Below are 17223 nucleotides of genomic sequence, written 5' to 3'. Positions count from 1 at the left end.
AGCCCAGATCGCATTTTATTATCTGTTTACTAAATTCTGGGCATGAGCACTATAGACTGGACCGTTCTTATTTTTACCCTTATTGCCGTGGTGGTGTACGGCGTATATATCGGCCGTGGCCAGAAAAGCAACGCATCATACCTGAAGGCAGATAATAAAATGCCCTGGTATATTGTGCTGATCGGTATTATGGCTACGCAGGCCAGTGCCATTACTTTTCTTTCGGCACCGGGCCAGGCGTATACAGACGGGATGCGTTTCGTTCAGTATTACTTTGGCCTGCCTTTGGCGATGATTGTCATCTGCATCACGTTCATCCCGATTTTCCAGCGCTTAAATGTCTACACGGCCTATGAATACCTGGAAAACCGTTTTGATAAAAAAACAAGGGTGCTCACTTCACTGCTTTTTCTTTTTTCCAGAGGCTTATCAACCGGAATCAGCATTTATGCGCCGAGTATCATCTTATCAAGCGTTCTCAACTGGAATATTTATGTAACCAATGTTTTAACGGGTGGCATTCTGTTGATTTATACCTATGTCGGCGGTGCAAAAGCAATCGCCCACACCCAGAAATTACAGTTTCTTATTATTCTGGGAACCATGGCTTTTGCCGGTTATCTGCTGATTCAGAATATGCCGAACGGAATCGGTTTTAAGGATGCGCTTTATCTTGCTGGGAAATCCGGAAAGCTCAATGTCATCACCACAGAATTCGACTGGAAAGACAAATACAATATCTGGAGCGGACTGATCGGCGGTTTTTTTCTGGCACTTTCTTACTTCGGGACCGACCAGAGCCAGGTAGGGAGGTATATTACAGCGAAAGACAATACCAATGCAAAAATGGGCCTGCTTTTGAATGGATTGGTTAAAATCCCGATGCAGTTTGCGATTCTCCTGATCGGTGCCTTGCTTTTCGCTTTCTTTTCCCTGAAACCGGCTCCGATTTATTTTAACGAACGCTCTTATCAGCATTTAAAGGAAACAAAACCTGAACAGGCTGCGGCTTTTGAAAAAGAGCATCAGGATCTGCAGGTAAAATTCAATGCAGAATCAAAAGAAATTTTAAAGCTGAAAGAAACGCATTCACCGGAGCTTAATAAAACCGTTCAGGATTTTAAAAACACGCAGACCCAGGTAAAGGTACTTCACGGAAGGGTAGAAGAGGCCATCAACCATTCAAACTACAATGCGGAGAAAACGGATACCAATTACATTTTCCTGTATTTCGTAAAAAATACCCTGCCTGTAGGGATGATCGGTCTCCTGTTTGCCGTCATCTTCCTGGCCAGCTGGGGCTCCATTTCCGCGGCGCTGAATTCCCTTGCCGCCTGCTCATTAAAAGATGTCCATCTGATCTTTAAAAAAGAAATTCCTGATGATGCCACCGAACTGAAGTACAGCCGACTGCACACCTTAGCCTGGGGGATTTTCTCCATCGGTGTCGCCATGTATGCCACCCAGATGGGTTCCCTTATAGAAGCGGTTAATGTATTGGGCTCTCTTTTCTACGGCCCGATCCTGGGGATTTTCCTTGTCGCCTTCTACTTTAAAAAAATCAACGGGGCGAATGTATTTGTTTCTGCCATCCTGTCGGAAATTACGGTGATTGCCGTGTATCAGTTCGATATCGTTTCTTTCCTCTGGCTCAACGTCATCGGGGCAGCGGCCGTTATTATATTTTCTGCAGTCGGATTGATTTTTTATAAGCCGAAAGCAGTAACTTCGTAAACGGACAACAATAACAATAACAATAACAATAAACAAAAAAATAAACAATAAATAAAAATAGTATGAATACAATCATTAAGTCTGCTACCGTCCTTGTGGCTGCCATGACGCTTTCCGTAAATGCCTTTGCACAGGACACTAAAAAACCGGCCAGCCCTGCGGCTACTGCTACCGGAAAAATTAAGGATGCCACCATTACCATCGCCTACAACAGCCCTTCTGTTAAAGAGCGTAAAATCTGGGGTGATTTGGTAGCGTACGGTAAAGTCTGGCGTGCGGGTGCCAATGAAGCCACCACGTTTGAAACCAGTAAGGACATTACCGTTCAGGGCAAAAAACTGCCTGCAGGTAAATACAGCTTTTTCTTAATCCCTAAAGAAAGCGGAACCTGGACTGCCATTTTTAACAAAGAGCCAAAACAATGGGGGGCTTATAAATACGAAGAAACCAAAGATGCTTTACGCGTTGATGTTAAAACAAAAGCTTTACCGGCAACACAGGAAACTTTGGTTTACAAAATCAACAAAAATGGATTCACGATGGATTGGGATAAAATCTCTGTTCCTGTGGAGATTAAGTAATTCTAGATATGAAGAATGAAATCCCGGTGAGCCGGGATTTTTTTTGTTTATAATTTTGAGTAGGTATTAAAGATGACTAGGGTAAAATATTCTTTCTGGACAGCCAATTTTTAATTCTCTGTGAAATTGGAAGGCTTGTAAAAACACGACACGTTTTGTCGCATTACTGTAATAGCTTAGCAAAAAATGGTCAATGAAACTCAAAGCAATGATACGGGAAGAAGTACAGGTCAAAGCCAAAAGCATTATTGTAGAATTTTTAGGGGACTCTAAAAAGCAATATTTTGAAGTCCAATGCAGTTTCAGCCCTTATCAAAAGGGGATGAGAAAATGGGATAGCTGGGAACTGAAGATCCGGTTTGAATCTGAAATTTTCACGGAAGCAAAAACAGGAGATAAATCCTATTTTACCCATCTGGTCTGCGATCAAGCTTGGGAGCACAGTTCATTGTTTGGCGTAAAATAAATCCTTTATCGAGAATTGAGTCATCTTGCCTTCAATACCACTTAACAGACTTGAGAACGCTTCATTTACCCCAGACTTTTTGCTGAGTGTAAAACCAAACGTGAAAATCTCAACAGGAGAGGGATGTCTATTTTTCTCCGGTCGTGTTTGATCCAGGTAATTGGAAAAAACGGAAGTTTCAGAAATAAAACCGATACTCGTATAGCTATGGGCAGGAATATTATCGGCTTTCCTCTGTTTTCAAGCAATGGTCTCTGCAATTCCTTTTAAAATAACTGAAAATACGTTCTGCTTTTTGAGTTTTCAGAGCTGATTGTAGAATGGGATTTTGCTCTGATTATAGGAGTAGAACTTACCATTATTCCTATAGACTACCACACATTTATTACCCCTCAAAAGAATAGGATTCTATATTTGCTGTCGATGTAGATGGCTTGGGATTAAGTGGTGAAGTGTTATTTTTGTGCATTGGCTGGTAGTTCAGTACAAATATAATAAAAGGTTAATAAACTTAAAATAAGTCAGAAAACTTCAGAGAGCTGGGATAAGAAAGCAGAATAACTGGAACTAAGATCAGATTTTTTTAATTATAATATCCAATATAGTGCAAAACAGTCTAGAGTCTCGCATTTTTATTTTTCTTACTTTTGTGAAAAACTGAGATGGCTAAAAAGAAAACTCCACAAGAACTTATTGATCAACTGACCAATCCTGTTTGGAATCCTGCAATTCCTGATTATAAAGCATTATATCCAGATTTCTCAAATATTGCAAGAATTCTGGATGTGTCTGAAAATACACGAAAAATCATGGAAGCAATGACAAGTTCCAGTACTTTAATTGACTTGCAAAAAACCTTGAAACAAACTAAGGAAATTTCATTGGCTTCTGAGTATGTAGTAAATAAAAAAGACAGAAGTGTAGATATTAAGGATGTTAATAAAGATTTTAAAGAAGGTAAGTTAGTTTTAGTTTTAGGAGCCGGGGTTTCGATGACATATGGTCTTCCCAATTGGCAGCTATTACTGCAAAAGTTAATGGTTACAACATTAAATAAAAAAGAAAATTCATCATTGATCGCCGAGTTATTTTCATTTATCTTTAGTCCAAATCCTTTGATTGCTGGAAGATACCTTCAAAAATACTATGATGAGAACGAAATTTTATTTGAAGAAGAAGTTAGAAAAATTCTATATAAAGAGATAGATTCTATGAAAGAATCTAAACTCATGGATGAAATTGTTAAGTTTTGTATAGCGGCAGGAAAGAGTCCTAATTTAAATTCTATTATTACTTATAATTTTGATGATTTATTAGAACAAAATATTGATAAACTTAAAATGGATTTGCCATACAAATCAATTTTTGGTAATGGGCAGGAGATTTTGCCGTCAGACTTGCCGATTTATCATGTTCATGGGTATCTTCCTCACAAAGGAGATTTAACCGAACTTAATAGAATTACATTTGGTGAAAATTTTTATCATCAGCAGTATGGAGATACTTATAGTTGGAATAATATCGTTCAAATAAATAAATTTAGAGAGTTTAATTGTTTATTTATAGGAACATCTTTAACGGATCCTAACACAAGACGACTCTTAGATATCGCAAATGAGCAAAGATTTGAAAGGAATGGAAGTCATTATTTAATCAAATCGAGATATAATAGGGAATACATTATAAAAGGTTTAACAAAATGGATTAAAGAAAATGATAAAGAAGCTATTAAGGAAGAACAATTTGATGAATTTGTTCAGAATTTAACAGATTTAATTGAGGTTTTTGAGGAAAATGATTTATTATCTCTAGGAATTAAAACAATTTGGATAGATTCGTATGACGAAATACCTACTATACTTTCAAACATAAGGATTCAAAAATAATAATTTAAACTATAATGAAAATGCGAAGCAGTCAAGACTTTCGCATTTTTTGTTCTTACATTAGGAAAAAACTGATATGAAATGTAACATAAAATTCCAAATCATGTCAATATTAGAGGCTGTCTATTTTAGTATTTAAAAGATAATTTGCTTTAGTTTTTATTTATTTCCTTAATGACCTTTTTATATCGGGGTTTTTCTAAAAATGGATAAGTTTTCTTTCCATCAATTATTTCTCCTTTAAAAATTTGATAGAGAGAAGTTATTTCATCCGATGTATCTTTTTTCTTAGTTTTTTTTATATCGAATAGATTACATAACGAACTCACAAACAATTTCAAGTTACCTTCTTCAAAATCTTCAACCCACTTATTCTCCTTCAACTTTAGAAATAACTCGCAAAGCTGTTGCTGGTTTCCATTCCATATTATTTTATTTTGAAACTCCGGAAAAACACTATTTTTATTTTCGAAAATGATATCTTTTGTTTTTATATTCAAAATTGCAACTCTTTGTTCTAAATACTCAATTAGTAAAAGAATTAATTGATCGTTTATTTTCTTAGGCAATTGTATTGCCCAAAAGAAATCTATCTGTATGCTTTCATTTGAAAGTGTTGATCTATAATGTTTTATTAAATTTAGTAATATGATTTGTTCATCATTAATACCGAGGAAAGAAGGAAATGTTTTTGCGCTTTCTATGAACTTATCAAATTGAAAAACTAACTTAATGAAGTATTCATCTATAAAGAATTCTACAGTTTCTAAACAGTTTTTTGGATCAAAAGATTTTCGTCTTTCAAAAAATTCTTGAATTTGGAAATCGTACAGTTTATTTTTATCCTGATGTTCATCAAATGAACTACCCCCATCTAAAACTTCAAGAGCATTTATAGATATACCAATAAAATCATTTTTGGGAATTATTCTATATGGAAATTCATAGAAAATAGAGCAGTAGACATTATACATTTCTTCTCTAGTAAAGCTTCTAAACAAAAATTTTTCTGCAATTATAGCATCATCCATTTCATTTTCTATTTGCTGAATAATAGGATAAGTTTTTTGGGTAAAATAAATATTATCTGTAATCATAATTTTTTCTTGCAATTTTGAGAATTTATTTCATGTAAACCAATTATTTTCTAATTACGGTAAGTTGTTTTGAAGGTAATTTACAGATATCAGCTTACTTGGATTATAATTTCCAAATATCAAAAAAATCCCAACTTTTGTCAGGGTTTTAATTCTATTTTATTAATAGGATTAATCATCTTCTTCTCGGAGCACTTCTTGTATGTGGGCTTACATAGGTTCCATTTTTTCTTGTGTAGCCTTTTACATGCACTATTCTCCCGCTGCTTTTGCTTGGAGTGTAATTGTACGAAAATGTTGATGTATTGTAGCTTTTAGCCGGTGTGTAAGTGCTATAAGAGGTATAACTTGGGTTATAAGCCAAGCCGGAATAGTTTCGCCATTTTATTTTTTTGTAATTTTTTTTATTCTCTTTAATGGAGATATAGACTTGAGTGTCTTTGGGTATTGTGGTTACAATATTTTCATTATTACGACTTATGGTAATTCTACATATTCATTAAGTTTTGTTTCTAAATCGTAGATTTCCATCTGCTGATATTTTTTCGGAAAATCTAATAATGGACCGGTTATAGATTCAATATTGCTGATTTGCTTTCTTGATAGAAAAACATTTTCAAACTTAATTTCGTCTTCTATTTCTACCAATTCAAGATAATCTGAATCTTTCTTATCATCATAATTTTGTTTAGCTATATTAATAGCTGCGAGTATTAACTCTTTCTCTTTTGTGTCAAAAACTAAAGACATATATCGTTTCTTTATTTTAATTAATATGATAAAGTTACGAAACATGTCAAAAATAGTATTAATGTATTTTAAAATGAGTATGTAAAGAAAGTATTTTAAGAAAATTCTAAATAAGTAGATACCTCTTCTTTTTTTGAATTAATACTTTCTTTTTTTATTGGTAAATCTGAAAAATATGCAGAGCATATCAGATCTAAGGGTGAAATTCTGCGATGAGATTCTGCAATATCTTCAACATTCAAACCATGATCGTCAGCAAAATTTTGTAAATAATTATACTCCTGATGGGTTTCTTCAGTCCACTCAGTATAATCAATATAATTCTCTTCTAAGAATCCTTTGAGAACATTCAGGCAAAACCCTGTACATGTCATTGTTTGACCAATCTCCTTTTCAGAAAAATGTTGACCATTCAAGTCAAAATATTCACCTGTATAAAAGAAACCATATCTAGGATTTGCCTTTTTTTGAATTTGTTTGCACATCATTATAAATGAAGGAATGATGTGTGGATGAATCGTAAAAGTAATTTTATGAAAACAATTTGATCTTATATCTTTATCGTATTTGATAGCATCAGTATCTTCCCCGGTGTAATGATACTGATATGTTTCATTATTATACTTTATAATAAATACAGAATGAAAAGGGTTTCCATCGCCATCTTTCCAACAACCTATTGCAATGAAATCGCTTTTATAATTTTTTTCTGTGGCAGTATTTATGAGCTCCAACATATTACAGTTTGTTCATTTGAAGTTCAAAATTACTTAGTACACTATTTCGTATATTTTTTATGTGTTCATTATCTTTCATGCCCTTACTTATAATCAGTAAGGTTTTTAATTCATTGATATCATCAAATAAATTTATGGAGGCTTTTAACATGGCAGCCATATCAGCAATTACTGAAGGAGAGCTATCAAAAAAATCATATATTAAATCTAATCTATCAATAATATCGTCTTTCTCATGTAATAGATCAACAAAATTTCTAAAACGTGAAATTTGATCTGCAGCTAAAAATGTGCAATGAATAAAAGTTGGTTTTGCTATATCATTTTCAGCAATCTTCTTTTTTACTAAACATGATATATTTTGAAATAAAAAATCTTTAAGTTCTAAAGCTTCAGAAATTGTACAATCAATAGTTTCCTGACCGCCACCAGGATATTCTAAATGATAATTGATGGTTTGCCCACCTACCTCATTAAATTTACCGGTAAGAATTCTAAATTCATTTCTATAAGATTTGTATTTAGATTTTTTTTTGATCTTAGTGGCGTTCTTAATTCTTTCCTCTAGCTTAATATTGGAATAAAAAAATTGATATTGTAAAACATCGTTCTTAATTTCATTCTGAATATCACGAAGATTTTTAGTAATAATTCCATCGTCTGATTTACCTTCTATGGCTTCATCTATTTTCCCATAAATCGTCTGAATTTCATATTTAGAACCATGAACTACAGCCGCCGCAGAACCTTTTTCAATTGAGAAGACAACATTTTCAGATACAGCAGCTGCAATGTTTTTTAACGCATTAGTGACTTTCAAAAACGACTCTAAAGCCGTTATTGACATCTTATCTAACTCGACATCAACATTTTCTGCTAAGTCTAATTTGATCTTTATATTAGTATCTTCCATTGCAATGGTAAATTTATAATAATTTTTCATCCGTAAGACATTTATAATAAAAAACTATAAAAAACTTACATCGTATCAGGAATATATGAGTAACCTTTCACTATGAAGCATGCGGAAAAGGCGTTCGAATTCCTGCAAACTCTCTACGGAAACCTCAACAAGTTGACTATTGAGTGGATAATCTTTTGTATATTGAAAGTAAATAACTAAACACATGAATTATTTAACAAAATGCTCTGTATTTATAGAGTGTTTTTTACATGAAGGATCTGAAAATCCGATCGCGATAGGAACTGCATTTACTGCAAGATATTATAATGACTACTTTCTTGTAACTAACTGGCATTGTGTAACGGGTAAAAATCCAGAAACAAATGCTGATCTAGGCAAGTTCTCAGAACCAGAATATCTTATAGTGCACTTTTTGAAAAAAGGAAGTATAAGTGAATGGGAGCCAAAAAGAATAGATTTAATTGATGAAAATTTCAAACCGACTTACTTGATGCATCCAAGAGGTAATGAAATAGACGTTGTAGCTATAAAGCTTCCTACCTTCAAAGATGTTGAATATTTTAATATTTGGGAAGGTGTTTGGGAAAAGCAGTTTGATAAAGACATTACAGATAATTGTTCAATTGTGGGATTTCCAAAAGGAATTAGTACTTCGGGGAAACTACCTATTTGGAAAACAGGTCATATTGCAAGCGAAATGCAAGTTGACCATGATGAAAAACCTCAATTTTTAATTGACGCTTCTACAAGAGAGGGAATGAGTGGCTCACCTGTATATTCTGTAAAAACAGGTATGATTAATATGGATGGTAAAATGATGGGAGGGCCAGGAGTTGCTGTAAACTTTCTGGGAATTTACGCTGGAAGGTTAGGTGATGACATTGAAATAGGAAGAGTCTTTAAAGAGAAGTGTTTGGAAGAAATAATTGATAATTATTATAAAAAACGAATTTTGAAAAATCCATTTATAAATTATCCCACATCCACATTAAGGTGGTTCAAGTAATGACTTTGCGAATACAACACAATAATAGAATGACAAAAACAATGAATCGTACCTCTTAGCTCTATTACTACTTTTATCGGATATTTAACACATGGGGCTTCGGAGAAGAAGAAAAAGATTCGCGAAATCAATGTTTTCACTTCTGCATCGATTTTTATTGGTCATACATACTTCAAAGGCATTATGTCATATTAAGAGTCTATTGAAGAGAACACAGATGAATGGATGTCTAGAGATTTCCGGACCTCACAAACGGCTTTATTAATCTTTTACTTATTTGAAAGAACCAATAGTCAGGGAAAAGATGAGAAATATTTGTATTGGAGAAATGTAGTTATTGCAAATCCAGAATTGGCTTACAATTCAAGTTTTAGAAAATTTTCGATTACTATTTAATACATTTGTTTGAAAATTAATAATATGTTTGAAAATTTAAATATCTCGCCTGAAATAATCCGGGGTCTTTCCACTGGTATTGGTGGTGCTATTGTATCTGGCATAGCTGTGTATATTATTGAGAGTGCAAAGCAAAGAAGACTAAAGAGAGATAATAAAAAGCTTATACAAGAAGCGGAAGAAATAAAATCTAACTATAATAGACAACTTGAGGAACTAAAACGAGATCATCAATTAGATATTACTAAAAGAAAAAATAGGTATGAAACTAAAACTAAATCTTATATCGAATTTTTTTCCATGTTGGATACTTTAAACTCAAATTTAAATACTAATGGAATTGATAAGTTGAAAGATGTTTTAGAAGAGTATAATAGAAATGCAACTAACGCTAATACAGTGGGCGCAGAAAAAAAAGCATTGATTGTCTTTCAAAAAAAGACTCAAGCATTAATTATTGACTCAAACAAAGATTTAGTTAAACTTAGACACGAAACCAATAGTATTAAAATAACCGCAAGTGACGAAGTTGTAATGAAGTTAGATTATTTGGAAAAAGGTTTTGAAATGCTTCTGAATGAAAGTAATAAATTAGTAAGTAAAATGGCTGTACTAATTATTAACAACAATGAAGAAGCTATAAATATTGCGAAAGAAGCGGTAATGGGAATGGGGATGCAAGTAGAAGAAATAAAAAAAGACCTAATTCGGACAATGAGAATTGAATTAAATGATATATAAGAAGCACGACCTAAGAAAGCTTCATTCGGGAAACAAAATATATGAAGTTAAAATTCTCCAATTCAAGTGAAAGAAGCTCAACATCTTCTATTGTTGTCGACTGAGGAATCCGCTTACCATGCTTTGAAAAAATCCACAAAAAAATGGTCTAACCCTATTCACAATTGTGGCATTGTTCTCAACCAATTTATGCTTATTTTTGAAGAAAGGCTCAGATTATAAAATCCAAGCCCTGACTTTTTGACTTACAGACTTTGTGGTACAGTTTCATTAATTTTAATGTGTAAGGCATTCTTTACATTTATTGTTCTTCAGTTGGATCTAAGATTATAAAAATTTAAATAGTTTTTTAGCTTCTTTTTCGAGGTCTTGATAATACCGTGCTTTTTCAATTGTTAGTTTATCCTCGAGACTTATGCATTCATTAATTGTGGACAAGATAAAATCTAAAGATTTTAATATAAATAAAGAATTGAAGTCAATTGCTAAAGCTTGCGAAACCTTGAATAAATTTTTCCAACTAGTTGAATTCTCATATCTCTCTATTCTTCCTATAGTGGTGTTGTTGGAACCTATTAATAGTCCTAAATCACCTTGTGAGAGTTTTTTTCTTAGTCTTTCAACTTTAACTATACAACCAATTTGTATACCTAAAGCATCAATTTCCTCATTATTATATTCTTGCATTTAGTAAAAGTTGCAATATTTAGCAATATTATTCGATACAAATTTGTGTCGAATACGTGAATTTTTATTATATTTGCTAAATAAGTTACGGTAATGTAACTTTGCGATACTTCGAAGAAAATAGAAGCTATTGCTTAGAATCTTGTCATTGAAAACTGGTAATTTTTAGACACACAAGACAATAAGCAGGAAGCTCACGACCTAGGCGTGGGCTCTCTTATCTGTGTGTAAGGTATACCAGTGCCTCAATGACGGATAATGTAGAGTTCCACGCCGTTTTTTCACGCCGTTTATTACTCTTCATTCTAAGCCGCTTCCTCAAAATACAGTATCAGACTGCACGATACAATGGGGTGTACAACTCATTGCGGCTTTACATTAAAGCTTATAAAAACACAAATTTCATTCATATCAATGCTTTCCGGTGTCTTTTGGTCACTGCTCAAAGACCTTATTATGTCTTTTCTCAAACCAGAAGACACTCAGGAAAGTTATGTTTTCAATGCTATAAATCCATATGGCCAGGAAAACCATTAAATCAAAAAAAACAGAACCTATGAAAAAGAACAGCATAGACTTAGAATCCCGGTTTTGGTCCGGCCGGAACAAGCATTCGGCACTTCCGCTGATGGAGGTATTTTTCCAGTTCCATGACCTGGCGACGGCGAAAGAACGGCTCAACCGGATCATGCAGTACGCGGTACAGGGGAAAACCCGAATCCCGGAAGAGCCTTCCGTGGTCTTCCACTTCCACCAGTCAATGCGGTCGTTTCTCCGGGCAGGGTGGTGCCTCAGGAAGAAAGCCGGGAAATGGATAGGGGAGAGCGTTCCGGAGCACAGCAGCCCAGTGATGTACGGTTCGCTGTCGGAGCAAGAATACCGCGATCCGGTGCAGGTTTTCCGCAAAGCCTTTAAGGAGTACCGCCTGGAGGAATTTGAGGAATTCCTGTCAGACGTGGTGTATTTCTCGCTCGGGACGTTCAACAATGTACCGGAGCGCAATATCGTATGCCCGTATCTCCACCTGATCAAAATGCTGGATGCGGCGTGGCTGATCCTGGAGCGGAAAAACAGCAAAAAGAATCTTCTGCAATCCCACCCACAGAAAGCTGAGGTTCAGTTACCGTAGGAATGCGGCCCCAAATCTTTCTATGCGATTCTCTGATACGATGTTTAGATTCCTGCGGAAATCACAGATTCGACGCAGTCAATGACAAACGGAGTGTTGAGATGATTATTCACTTTAATTGTAAGGAACGGCCATCCGGTGGCTGAGCGGAGCCGAAGCCACGTTATCATCCATGAAAATCTGCGCAATCCGTGGGATATTTTTAGCTGCGAGGAAGCGAAAGATGTTTTTCAGAGTCATTTCGGACATTAGGTACGGATGTCATCAGAACGGTAATCCCGGAACAGAATTTTGCCGAAACTTTTATCGGAGCATAAGGCATTATTCTTTCTGCCGTCTTTCCGGACGGTATTTTCCCCGTATTTGGAAAGGACGATCTCTTTTGACGGTTCGCTGAATCTGAAGGTGATGTATTTTTCCGAAGTGTATTCGTCCGGAACTTCATTGAACAGTTCAACCGTAAAAAACCGGTCTTTCACGACCAGTTTTCTGAAGGAATCCCCGAAACTGTTCGGGTAGATATTTTCGTTTTTCAGAACGTCGTATTTTTTATTCTGGTCATTTAATAAAATCAGTACAGGGGCAGTTTTGGTATCAGGATCCTGAGGATCCAGATCGCGGTTATTTGCCAGAACAACAATTCTGTCGGTAAAATGATCATTGTTCAGATCACCATCTTTCTTCTCCAGAACAGAATACTGATCACCGGCAACAGAGGCGATGACCGTTTTGGCATCCAAAGCTCCGGAGCTCTTCGCAGCCGTATTCCCGAAAAACTTCGGATATGCTTCCCTGACGTTGACCAGATCGACGGTTTCATATTTTCCGTCTTTATAAAACAGGGCATACCAGGGGCTTTTATATTTGGGAATGGCTATGGTCTTATGATCTTTTCTGAAAACAAATACTTTCGTGTCATCGGCATTTTTATAGGCTACTTTCAGAGAATCCAGGTAGACTGATGCTTCAGAAAAATAGTTGTTGGCATCGTCTGCGATGGTGTAGAAATCTTCACCGTTTTTCTTTTTCAGTGCTGCCATCGCCTGATCACCCGGCGAAACGAAAACAATATCCTGATCATTCAGAACCATGGTGTCGGATTTTAAGGGAGCCGATGTTGTTTTTTCCCGGGATTTATTGCAGGCGACAGAAAAAAAGGTAATGAGTGCGGTTAAAAGAAGGTTTTTCATAATGTATTGGTTTATTTCTAAATGATAACATCCGTTTTCATCCCGTATCATCCTCTTCTGACAAAGTGAAAATTAGGGTTTCCGCTTTATACTTTAATAAAAAAACAGTGTTGTTATTTAATTGTACTGTTTCTAACCATAAATCCGATCCTGTTATTTGATTCTGTCATAAACCCGTTGCGGTACTTTTGATAAGTTTTTATTTTGGGATTTCATTAATGACAAATATTTTGTATAATTTATTTTCGCCTGATTCTGATCCTGAATTTTCCAAAGCACATCTGCCAAATTAAGATAAGCAACAATTCGGTCTGGAAATTGACGGATGATTTGCTCTAAGAGAATTTTTGATTGTTGATTGGCCCCAATTTTTTCTAAATTAAAAGCCTGATTGTTCGCTGATTCCACATTACTGATGTTAATATCACCGTCTTTTACATCAGGATAGCTAATAAAGAGATCTTCTGTAGAATATTGAAAATTTTGTGTCGCAAAAGGTATATTTTTAGAATCGTAAATGGACATTGATGAGCTGGCCTGCTCAAAGTTATCCGGAAGTTCTGCGCCTAATGACTGTAGATTTTCATAGGTTTTATTTAACATATTAAAATTGTCAATGTATAACCTATTGATCATCAATCCATCCTGTCCGAATTTTATAATTTCTTTATCTATTAATAAGATTCCTGTATCCGAGTAAATGAAATTATATTTTTCTTTGATTTTTGTTAAAGAAGCATTTTGCTCATATAGTAATGAAAAACCGGTGTTATTAGTTTGAATCAGTTCTGTAGAAACAGACATCTCATTTACCACGAGATTCTTATAAACGGTTTTTTTATTGTTATAGAACACTATTAGATCAGAACCTTCTATTACAACTTTGGGAGCCTGATTTTCCTTATCAGAATTCTGAAGCTTGCTTATAGATTTAGTATTACTATTATGACGGCCTTTTTCCTGATGTTCTGATGGCTTTGCACAAGAACTTAAGAAAATACTAAGTGTTATTATTAATACAAAATGTTTTATCATTGAGTTTATTTAAAATTTAAATGCTCATCATTTATTATACTGTATATCAGAAACTTTCCTGAATCATCCTTTTTTACCAGGACATCAATATTTGTTTTTGCTTCATCTTGTCCACCAAACTGTAAAAAACTTACTCTGTACTCATCATTATTTTTTAAAGGCTTTATTTCTAAGGATTTTTTGATGCTTTCGCCATTATAATCCTGCCCTTTTATAAAAGGATCATAGTCAATAATTAAATTTTCAGGATTCTTAGTCAAACTGTCAATTCTTTTTAATACCCTGCTTGAAACAAAATCCTTCATTGATTTTTTCTTGTCAAGAGGTTCATCTGAGCTGTAAAAATTAAGGTAAAAATCCCTGAGCATCTTAATCGCTTCTTTAGAATGTGTATTTTTCTGTACCATACTTGTTACTGAATGCGGATTTATTTTCGTTTCCTGTTTACAGTAGATAAAGAAAAAAGAGATAATTAAAAATGATATTATTTTCATATAGTTTTGTTTTATAATTAATTATTCCAGCGGTATATAGCATATTTTTTATCTGTTGAATATTGGTTTGCAACCCAGAATGATTTCTGCTTAAAATCAGAGACCCATTGTGTGCCATTCCACATAGCAACATGGCCATAAGGATGTCCTTTCACAGAACCGAAAGCTGCAATATCCCCTTTTTTTAGAGTAATTGAATTTATATCGGTGCCTACCTTAGTGAATCCGTATTTTACCAGCTTATCCGTATCATAATATTCTGTAGCGTGCCCAAAAATATTTGCTATTCCTCCGGCATTTATCGCCTTTCTCACGTACTTTGCACAGGCACCTTCAGATTTGGCTAAGGCATTTTTGTTAATATAATTTACAGCAGCCTCAATATTATATTTTTCCTTGGTTTGTGGTTTTGATTTACTACTGCTTTCCTTACAGTTGCATTCTTTGATTTTTAGGCATTTTTCTATTTTTTCAGCATATCCCTGTATTTTTGCTGCCTGATCTACACCATTAATCACTCTTCTTGCATTATAATAGTCTTTACTGTTATTCGTAATATAATCAGAAAGTTTTTTTCCCGTGAAAACACCTTTCTCACTACCATAGATCATAATCTTCACTGCTAATTCGTGATTAAGGGCATTTTCTCTGTTATCAACAAGATTTACACCAAATTTCTCCTGCATTTTTCTGTAATTCTTTTTCCACGTAAGCTGTACATAACCTCGCCCATAGTATTTTTCACCATCGCCTTCTTTGGTATTTTCATTATCTTTAGCCATCTTTTTACGTTTGTCACTTTTACCTAAAACAGGATCATACATTTCCTGGAAATATTTCTTTCTGACATTTGCGCTTAGCCAGTTTGCTTCTTCCACAGGGTCAAATGTATGCCCGGTTTCCAGTTTAGCAGTAGCTAATAGATAGGCAATATGATATTTATTACAGCATCTTTTCTCGTTAGAATAATACTCGGAAATGCTTCTGAACATTCTTCGCAGACTATTTTTAACAGAATTTGAGAGAGGGATTAGTTTTCCCTGTTTACTTTTTTTAGGAAATTCTAACTCGTAATTTTTAAGAAAATATTCTTCATCTATTATACAGCAATCAGCTTTTTTATCACTTTTTTTATCATCCTTTTCAGGTGTAGGATTAACGGTAGTTGGACTCCTTACTTTTTCCACTTCCATCAGACCATCAGAATTGACACCGAATTTCTGAGATTCCGCCGATACATCAATAGGGATTACCTCAAGGAAATAATTCTGTTTTCCGGAGTCGGAATCCATACTTCCGAAATCTATTCCCTTCCCGAATGTTCCCTGGCTGATGGTAAAGCTGCCGGTAAGAATAAGATCATTTACAACTTTAATTTTTCCGCTTTCGTATACCAGATCATTACTGCCCAAATCATATTCCCAAACTTTGTACTGGACATGTTTGCCCGCCATTCCGCTCGTCTTGATTTTTACCTGGACTTTTTTCCCGACCTGAACTTTTGTTAACTTGCCGCCACCGGCATCTGCAAAATAGGCATCCAGGATTTTGCCTTTCGCATCGGGTTGTTTCGGTGTTTTGCCGGTAGAAGTTGCCGGGAATTTCGGAGAATCCGTTTTCGGTTTAGGCTGATAATCAGGATTGGCTACGAGTACATTTATCTGACTTGCTTTCTCACCTTTACCCAAATAGGTTGCTGTGACATAATATTCGTGGTTGGCCCCTTCGTCGCTGTCGCCCCTCATCAGGAATTTGTTGGCAACCTGGCGCATAATCTTTTCATCCGCACTCAAAAGAATTTTTGCTTCTGCAATACCTTTTTCATTTACCGTTGCTTTAAAGGTATGCGGAATTTTATTATTTTTGTTAACCGCTGCATCATGCCCTTTACCGGCAGCATCATCTTCCCAGAGCTGGAATTCGATCTCCTTACCAAATAATCCTGTACAAAAAGCCTGAGCGACCAGCGTATCCGTGTAATTTGCCCTGTTGATATCTTTTTTCCCTCTGTTGAAGAGAACAACTTTGTCAATCTGTGCGTTTCTGCTGGCGGCAGGGGTGACTTCCAGTTTGCCGAATAACTTTTTTGATGGTTCCACACTGGGTAAGAGACCTTGCACCACCTCGAAAACCCGTATCTCGAAAAGCTCTCCGGCAACAGGTTCAAAGAATTTATAATCTACTTTCATTCCTTTTTTCGGAACTCCGTTTTTTGTAATATCCATCCATCCGCCGCTTTTCTGTTTTTTGAAAAGATACCATTCATAGCTGGCATTGCTACTGATGAAAGGAAGAGCACCAAATAGATTGATCCCATAAGAATTAGTCTCTCCGACTATTGGATTCTGATTGCCTGTAATCGCTCCCAT

General features: G+C 35.1%; 17 protein-coding genes. 7 read left to right on the top strand and 10 right to left on the bottom strand.

The genetic code is table 11. The annotated features are described in order from the left end of the window. Positions 1 to 42 precede the first annotated feature (42 nt). From ASE55_RS05630 to ASE55_RS05615, 4 genes are all read left to right on the top strand, one after another. Positions 43 to 1734, top strand: coding sequence for a sodium:solute symporter (locus ASE55_RS05630; protein ID WP_056216480.1), 1692 nt, complete (start codon positions 43 to 45; stop codon positions 1732 to 1734). Positions 1735 to 1796: 62 nt separating this feature from the next. Beyond that, a complete protein-coding gene (locus ASE55_RS05625; RefSeq protein WP_056216478.1) occupies positions 1797 to 2315 on the top strand; it encodes a DUF2911 domain-containing protein in 519 nt (172 codons plus the stop codon). A gap of 193 nt (positions 2316 to 2508) precedes the next feature. Continuing rightward, the gene (locus ASE55_RS05620) at positions 2509 to 2781 is read left to right on the top strand and encodes a hypothetical protein (protein WP_056216476.1); all 273 of its coding nucleotides are present in this window, start codon (positions 2509 to 2511) and stop codon (positions 2779 to 2781) included. Positions 2782 to 3443: 662 nt separating this feature from the next. Then, a complete protein-coding gene (locus ASE55_RS05615) occupies positions 3444 to 4667 on the top strand; it encodes an SIR2 family protein (protein ID WP_056216475.1) in 1224 nt (407 codons plus the stop codon). A 152-nt stretch (positions 4668 to 4819) separates the two neighbouring features. On the opposite strand, the gene ASE55_RS05610 is transcribed toward ASE55_RS05615, so the two are convergent. From ASE55_RS05610 to ASE55_RS05595, 4 genes are all read right to left on the bottom strand, one after another. Next, on the bottom strand, positions 4820 to 5764 hold the full coding sequence (locus ASE55_RS05610; RefSeq protein ID WP_056216473.1) for a hypothetical protein: 945 nt from the start codon (positions 5762 to 5764) through the stop codon (positions 4820 to 4822). A 477-nt stretch (positions 5765 to 6241) separates the two neighbouring features. Next, positions 6242 to 6514 (bottom strand): hypothetical protein, encoded by a 273-nt coding sequence (locus ASE55_RS05605; protein ID WP_128414506.1) that lies wholly within the window; start codon positions 6512 to 6514, stop codon positions 6242 to 6244. 95 nt (positions 6515 to 6609) lie between these two features. Next, positions 6610 to 7251, bottom strand: coding sequence for a hypothetical protein (locus tag ASE55_RS05600; RefSeq protein WP_056216469.1), 642 nt, complete (start codon positions 7249 to 7251; stop codon positions 6610 to 6612). Position 7252: 1 nt separating this feature from the next. Beyond that, on the bottom strand, positions 7253 to 8164 hold the full coding sequence (locus ASE55_RS05595) for a hypothetical protein (RefSeq protein ID WP_238584999.1): 912 nt from the start codon (positions 8162 to 8164) through the stop codon (positions 7253 to 7255). 214 nt (positions 8165 to 8378) lie between these two features. On the opposite strand from ASE55_RS05595, the gene ASE55_RS05590 reads away from it, so the two are divergent. Continuing rightward, entirely contained in the window at positions 8379 to 9182 is an 804-nt protein-coding gene (locus ASE55_RS05590; protein ID WP_056216465.1) for a trypsin-like peptidase domain-containing protein, read from the top strand. A 420-nt stretch (positions 9183 to 9602) separates the two neighbouring features. Then, positions 9603 to 10319 carry a hypothetical protein gene (locus tag ASE55_RS05585; protein WP_056216463.1) on the top strand — a complete coding sequence of 239 codons (717 nt, stop codon included), beginning with the start codon at positions 9603 to 9605 and terminating at the stop codon, positions 10317 to 10319. A gap of 327 nt (positions 10320 to 10646) precedes the next feature. Here the strand turns inward: ASE55_RS05585 and ASE55_RS05580 are convergent, their stop codons facing one another. Next, positions 10647 to 11006 carry a helix-turn-helix transcriptional regulator gene (locus ASE55_RS05580; RefSeq protein WP_056216460.1) on the bottom strand — a complete coding sequence of 120 codons (360 nt, stop codon included), beginning with the start codon at positions 11004 to 11006 and terminating at the stop codon, positions 10647 to 10649. A gap of 556 nt (positions 11007 to 11562) precedes the next feature. Here ASE55_RS05580 and ASE55_RS05575 point away from each other — a divergent pair. Then, a complete protein-coding gene (locus ASE55_RS05575) occupies positions 11563 to 12135 on the top strand; it encodes a hypothetical protein (protein WP_128414505.1) in 573 nt (190 codons plus the stop codon). Positions 12136 to 12249: 114 nt separating this feature from the next. Here the strand turns inward: ASE55_RS05575 and ASE55_RS20735 are convergent, their stop codons facing one another. The 5 genes from ASE55_RS20735 to ASE55_RS20530 all read right to left on the bottom strand — a co-directional run bounded on the left by ASE55_RS20735 (position 12250) and on the right by ASE55_RS20530 (position 17223). Then, positions 12250 to 12384, bottom strand: coding sequence for a hypothetical protein (locus ASE55_RS20735; protein WP_262483810.1), 135 nt, complete (start codon positions 12382 to 12384; stop codon positions 12250 to 12252). Beyond that, positions 12384 to 13325, bottom strand: coding sequence for a hypothetical protein (locus ASE55_RS05570; RefSeq protein ID WP_128414504.1), 942 nt, complete (start codon positions 13323 to 13325; stop codon positions 12384 to 12386). The genes ASE55_RS20735 and ASE55_RS05570 overlap by 1 nt, the downstream gene beginning before the upstream one ends. Positions 13326 to 13478: 153 nt before the next feature. Next, a complete protein-coding gene (locus ASE55_RS05565; protein WP_056216456.1) occupies positions 13479 to 14360 on the bottom strand; it encodes a tetratricopeptide repeat protein in 882 nt (293 codons plus the stop codon). 5 nt (positions 14361 to 14365) lie between these two features. After that, entirely contained in the window at positions 14366 to 14854 is a 489-nt protein-coding gene (locus tag ASE55_RS05560; RefSeq protein ID WP_056216454.1) for a DUF3828 domain-containing protein, read from the bottom strand. 17 nt (positions 14855 to 14871) lie between these two features. Next, positions 14872 to 17223, bottom strand: a complete 2352-nt coding sequence (locus ASE55_RS20530) for a hypothetical protein (protein ID WP_202967104.1) — start codon at positions 17221 to 17223, stop codon at positions 14872 to 14874.

Source organism: Chryseobacterium sp. Leaf201, assembly GCF_001421435.1.
GTDB lineage: Bacteria > Bacteroidota > Bacteroidia > Flavobacteriales > Weeksellaceae > Chryseobacterium.
Note: the sequence above shows the minus strand (reverse complement) of the source record. Positions and strands in the feature narration are given on the sequence as shown.

Coding starts and splice junctions, on each gene's coding strand:
- ASE55_RS05630 (WP_056216480.1), top strand. CDS start 43: ATGAGCACTATAGACTGGACCGTTCTTATTTTTACCCTTATTGCCGTG.
- ASE55_RS05625 (WP_056216478.1), top strand. CDS start 1,797: ATGAATACAATCATTAAGTCTGCTACCGTCCTTGTGGCTGCCATGACG.
- ASE55_RS05620 (WP_056216476.1), top strand. CDS start 2,509: ATGAAACTCAAAGCAATGATACGGGAAGAAGTACAGGTCAAAGCCAAA.
- ASE55_RS05615 (WP_056216475.1), top strand. CDS start 3,444: ATGGCTAAAAAGAAAACTCCACAAGAACTTATTGATCAACTGACCAAT.
- ASE55_RS05610 (WP_056216473.1), bottom strand. CDS start 5,764: ATGATTACAGATAATATTTATTTTACCCAAAAAACTTATCCTATTATT.
- ASE55_RS05605 (WP_128414506.1), bottom strand. CDS start 6,514: ATGTCTTTAGTTTTTGACACAAAAGAGAAAGAGTTAATACTCGCAGCT.
- ASE55_RS05600 (WP_056216469.1), bottom strand. CDS start 7,251: ATGTTGGAGCTCATAAATACTGCCACAGAAAAAAATTATAAAAGCGAT.
- ASE55_RS05595 (WP_238584999.1), bottom strand. CDS start 8,164: ATGGAAGATACTAATATAAAGATCAAATTAGACTTAGCAGAAAATGTT.
- ASE55_RS05590 (WP_056216465.1), top strand. CDS start 8,379: ATGAATTATTTAACAAAATGCTCTGTATTTATAGAGTGTTTTTTACAT.
- ASE55_RS05585 (WP_056216463.1), top strand. CDS start 9,603: ATGTTTGAAAATTTAAATATCTCGCCTGAAATAATCCGGGGTCTTTCC.
- ASE55_RS05580 (WP_056216460.1), bottom strand. CDS start 11,006: ATGCAAGAATATAATAATGAGGAAATTGATGCTTTAGGTATACAAATT.
- ASE55_RS05575 (WP_128414505.1), top strand. CDS start 11,563: ATGAAAAAGAACAGCATAGACTTAGAATCCCGGTTTTGGTCCGGCCGG.
- ASE55_RS20735 (WP_262483810.1), bottom strand. CDS start 12,384: ATGTCCGAAATGACTCTGAAAAACATCTTTCGCTTCCTCGCAGCTAAA.
- ASE55_RS05570 (WP_128414504.1), bottom strand. CDS start 13,325: ATGAAAAACCTTCTTTTAACCGCACTCATTACCTTTTTTTCTGTCGCC.
- ASE55_RS05565 (WP_056216456.1), bottom strand. CDS start 14,360: ATGATAAAACATTTTGTATTAATAATAACACTTAGTATTTTCTTAAGT.
- ASE55_RS05560 (WP_056216454.1), bottom strand. CDS start 14,854: ATGAAAATAATATCATTTTTAATTATCTCTTTTTTCTTTATCTACTGT.
- ASE55_RS20530 (WP_202967104.1), bottom strand. CDS start 17,223: ATGGGAGCGATTACAGGCAATCAGAATCCAATAGTCGGAGAGACTAAT.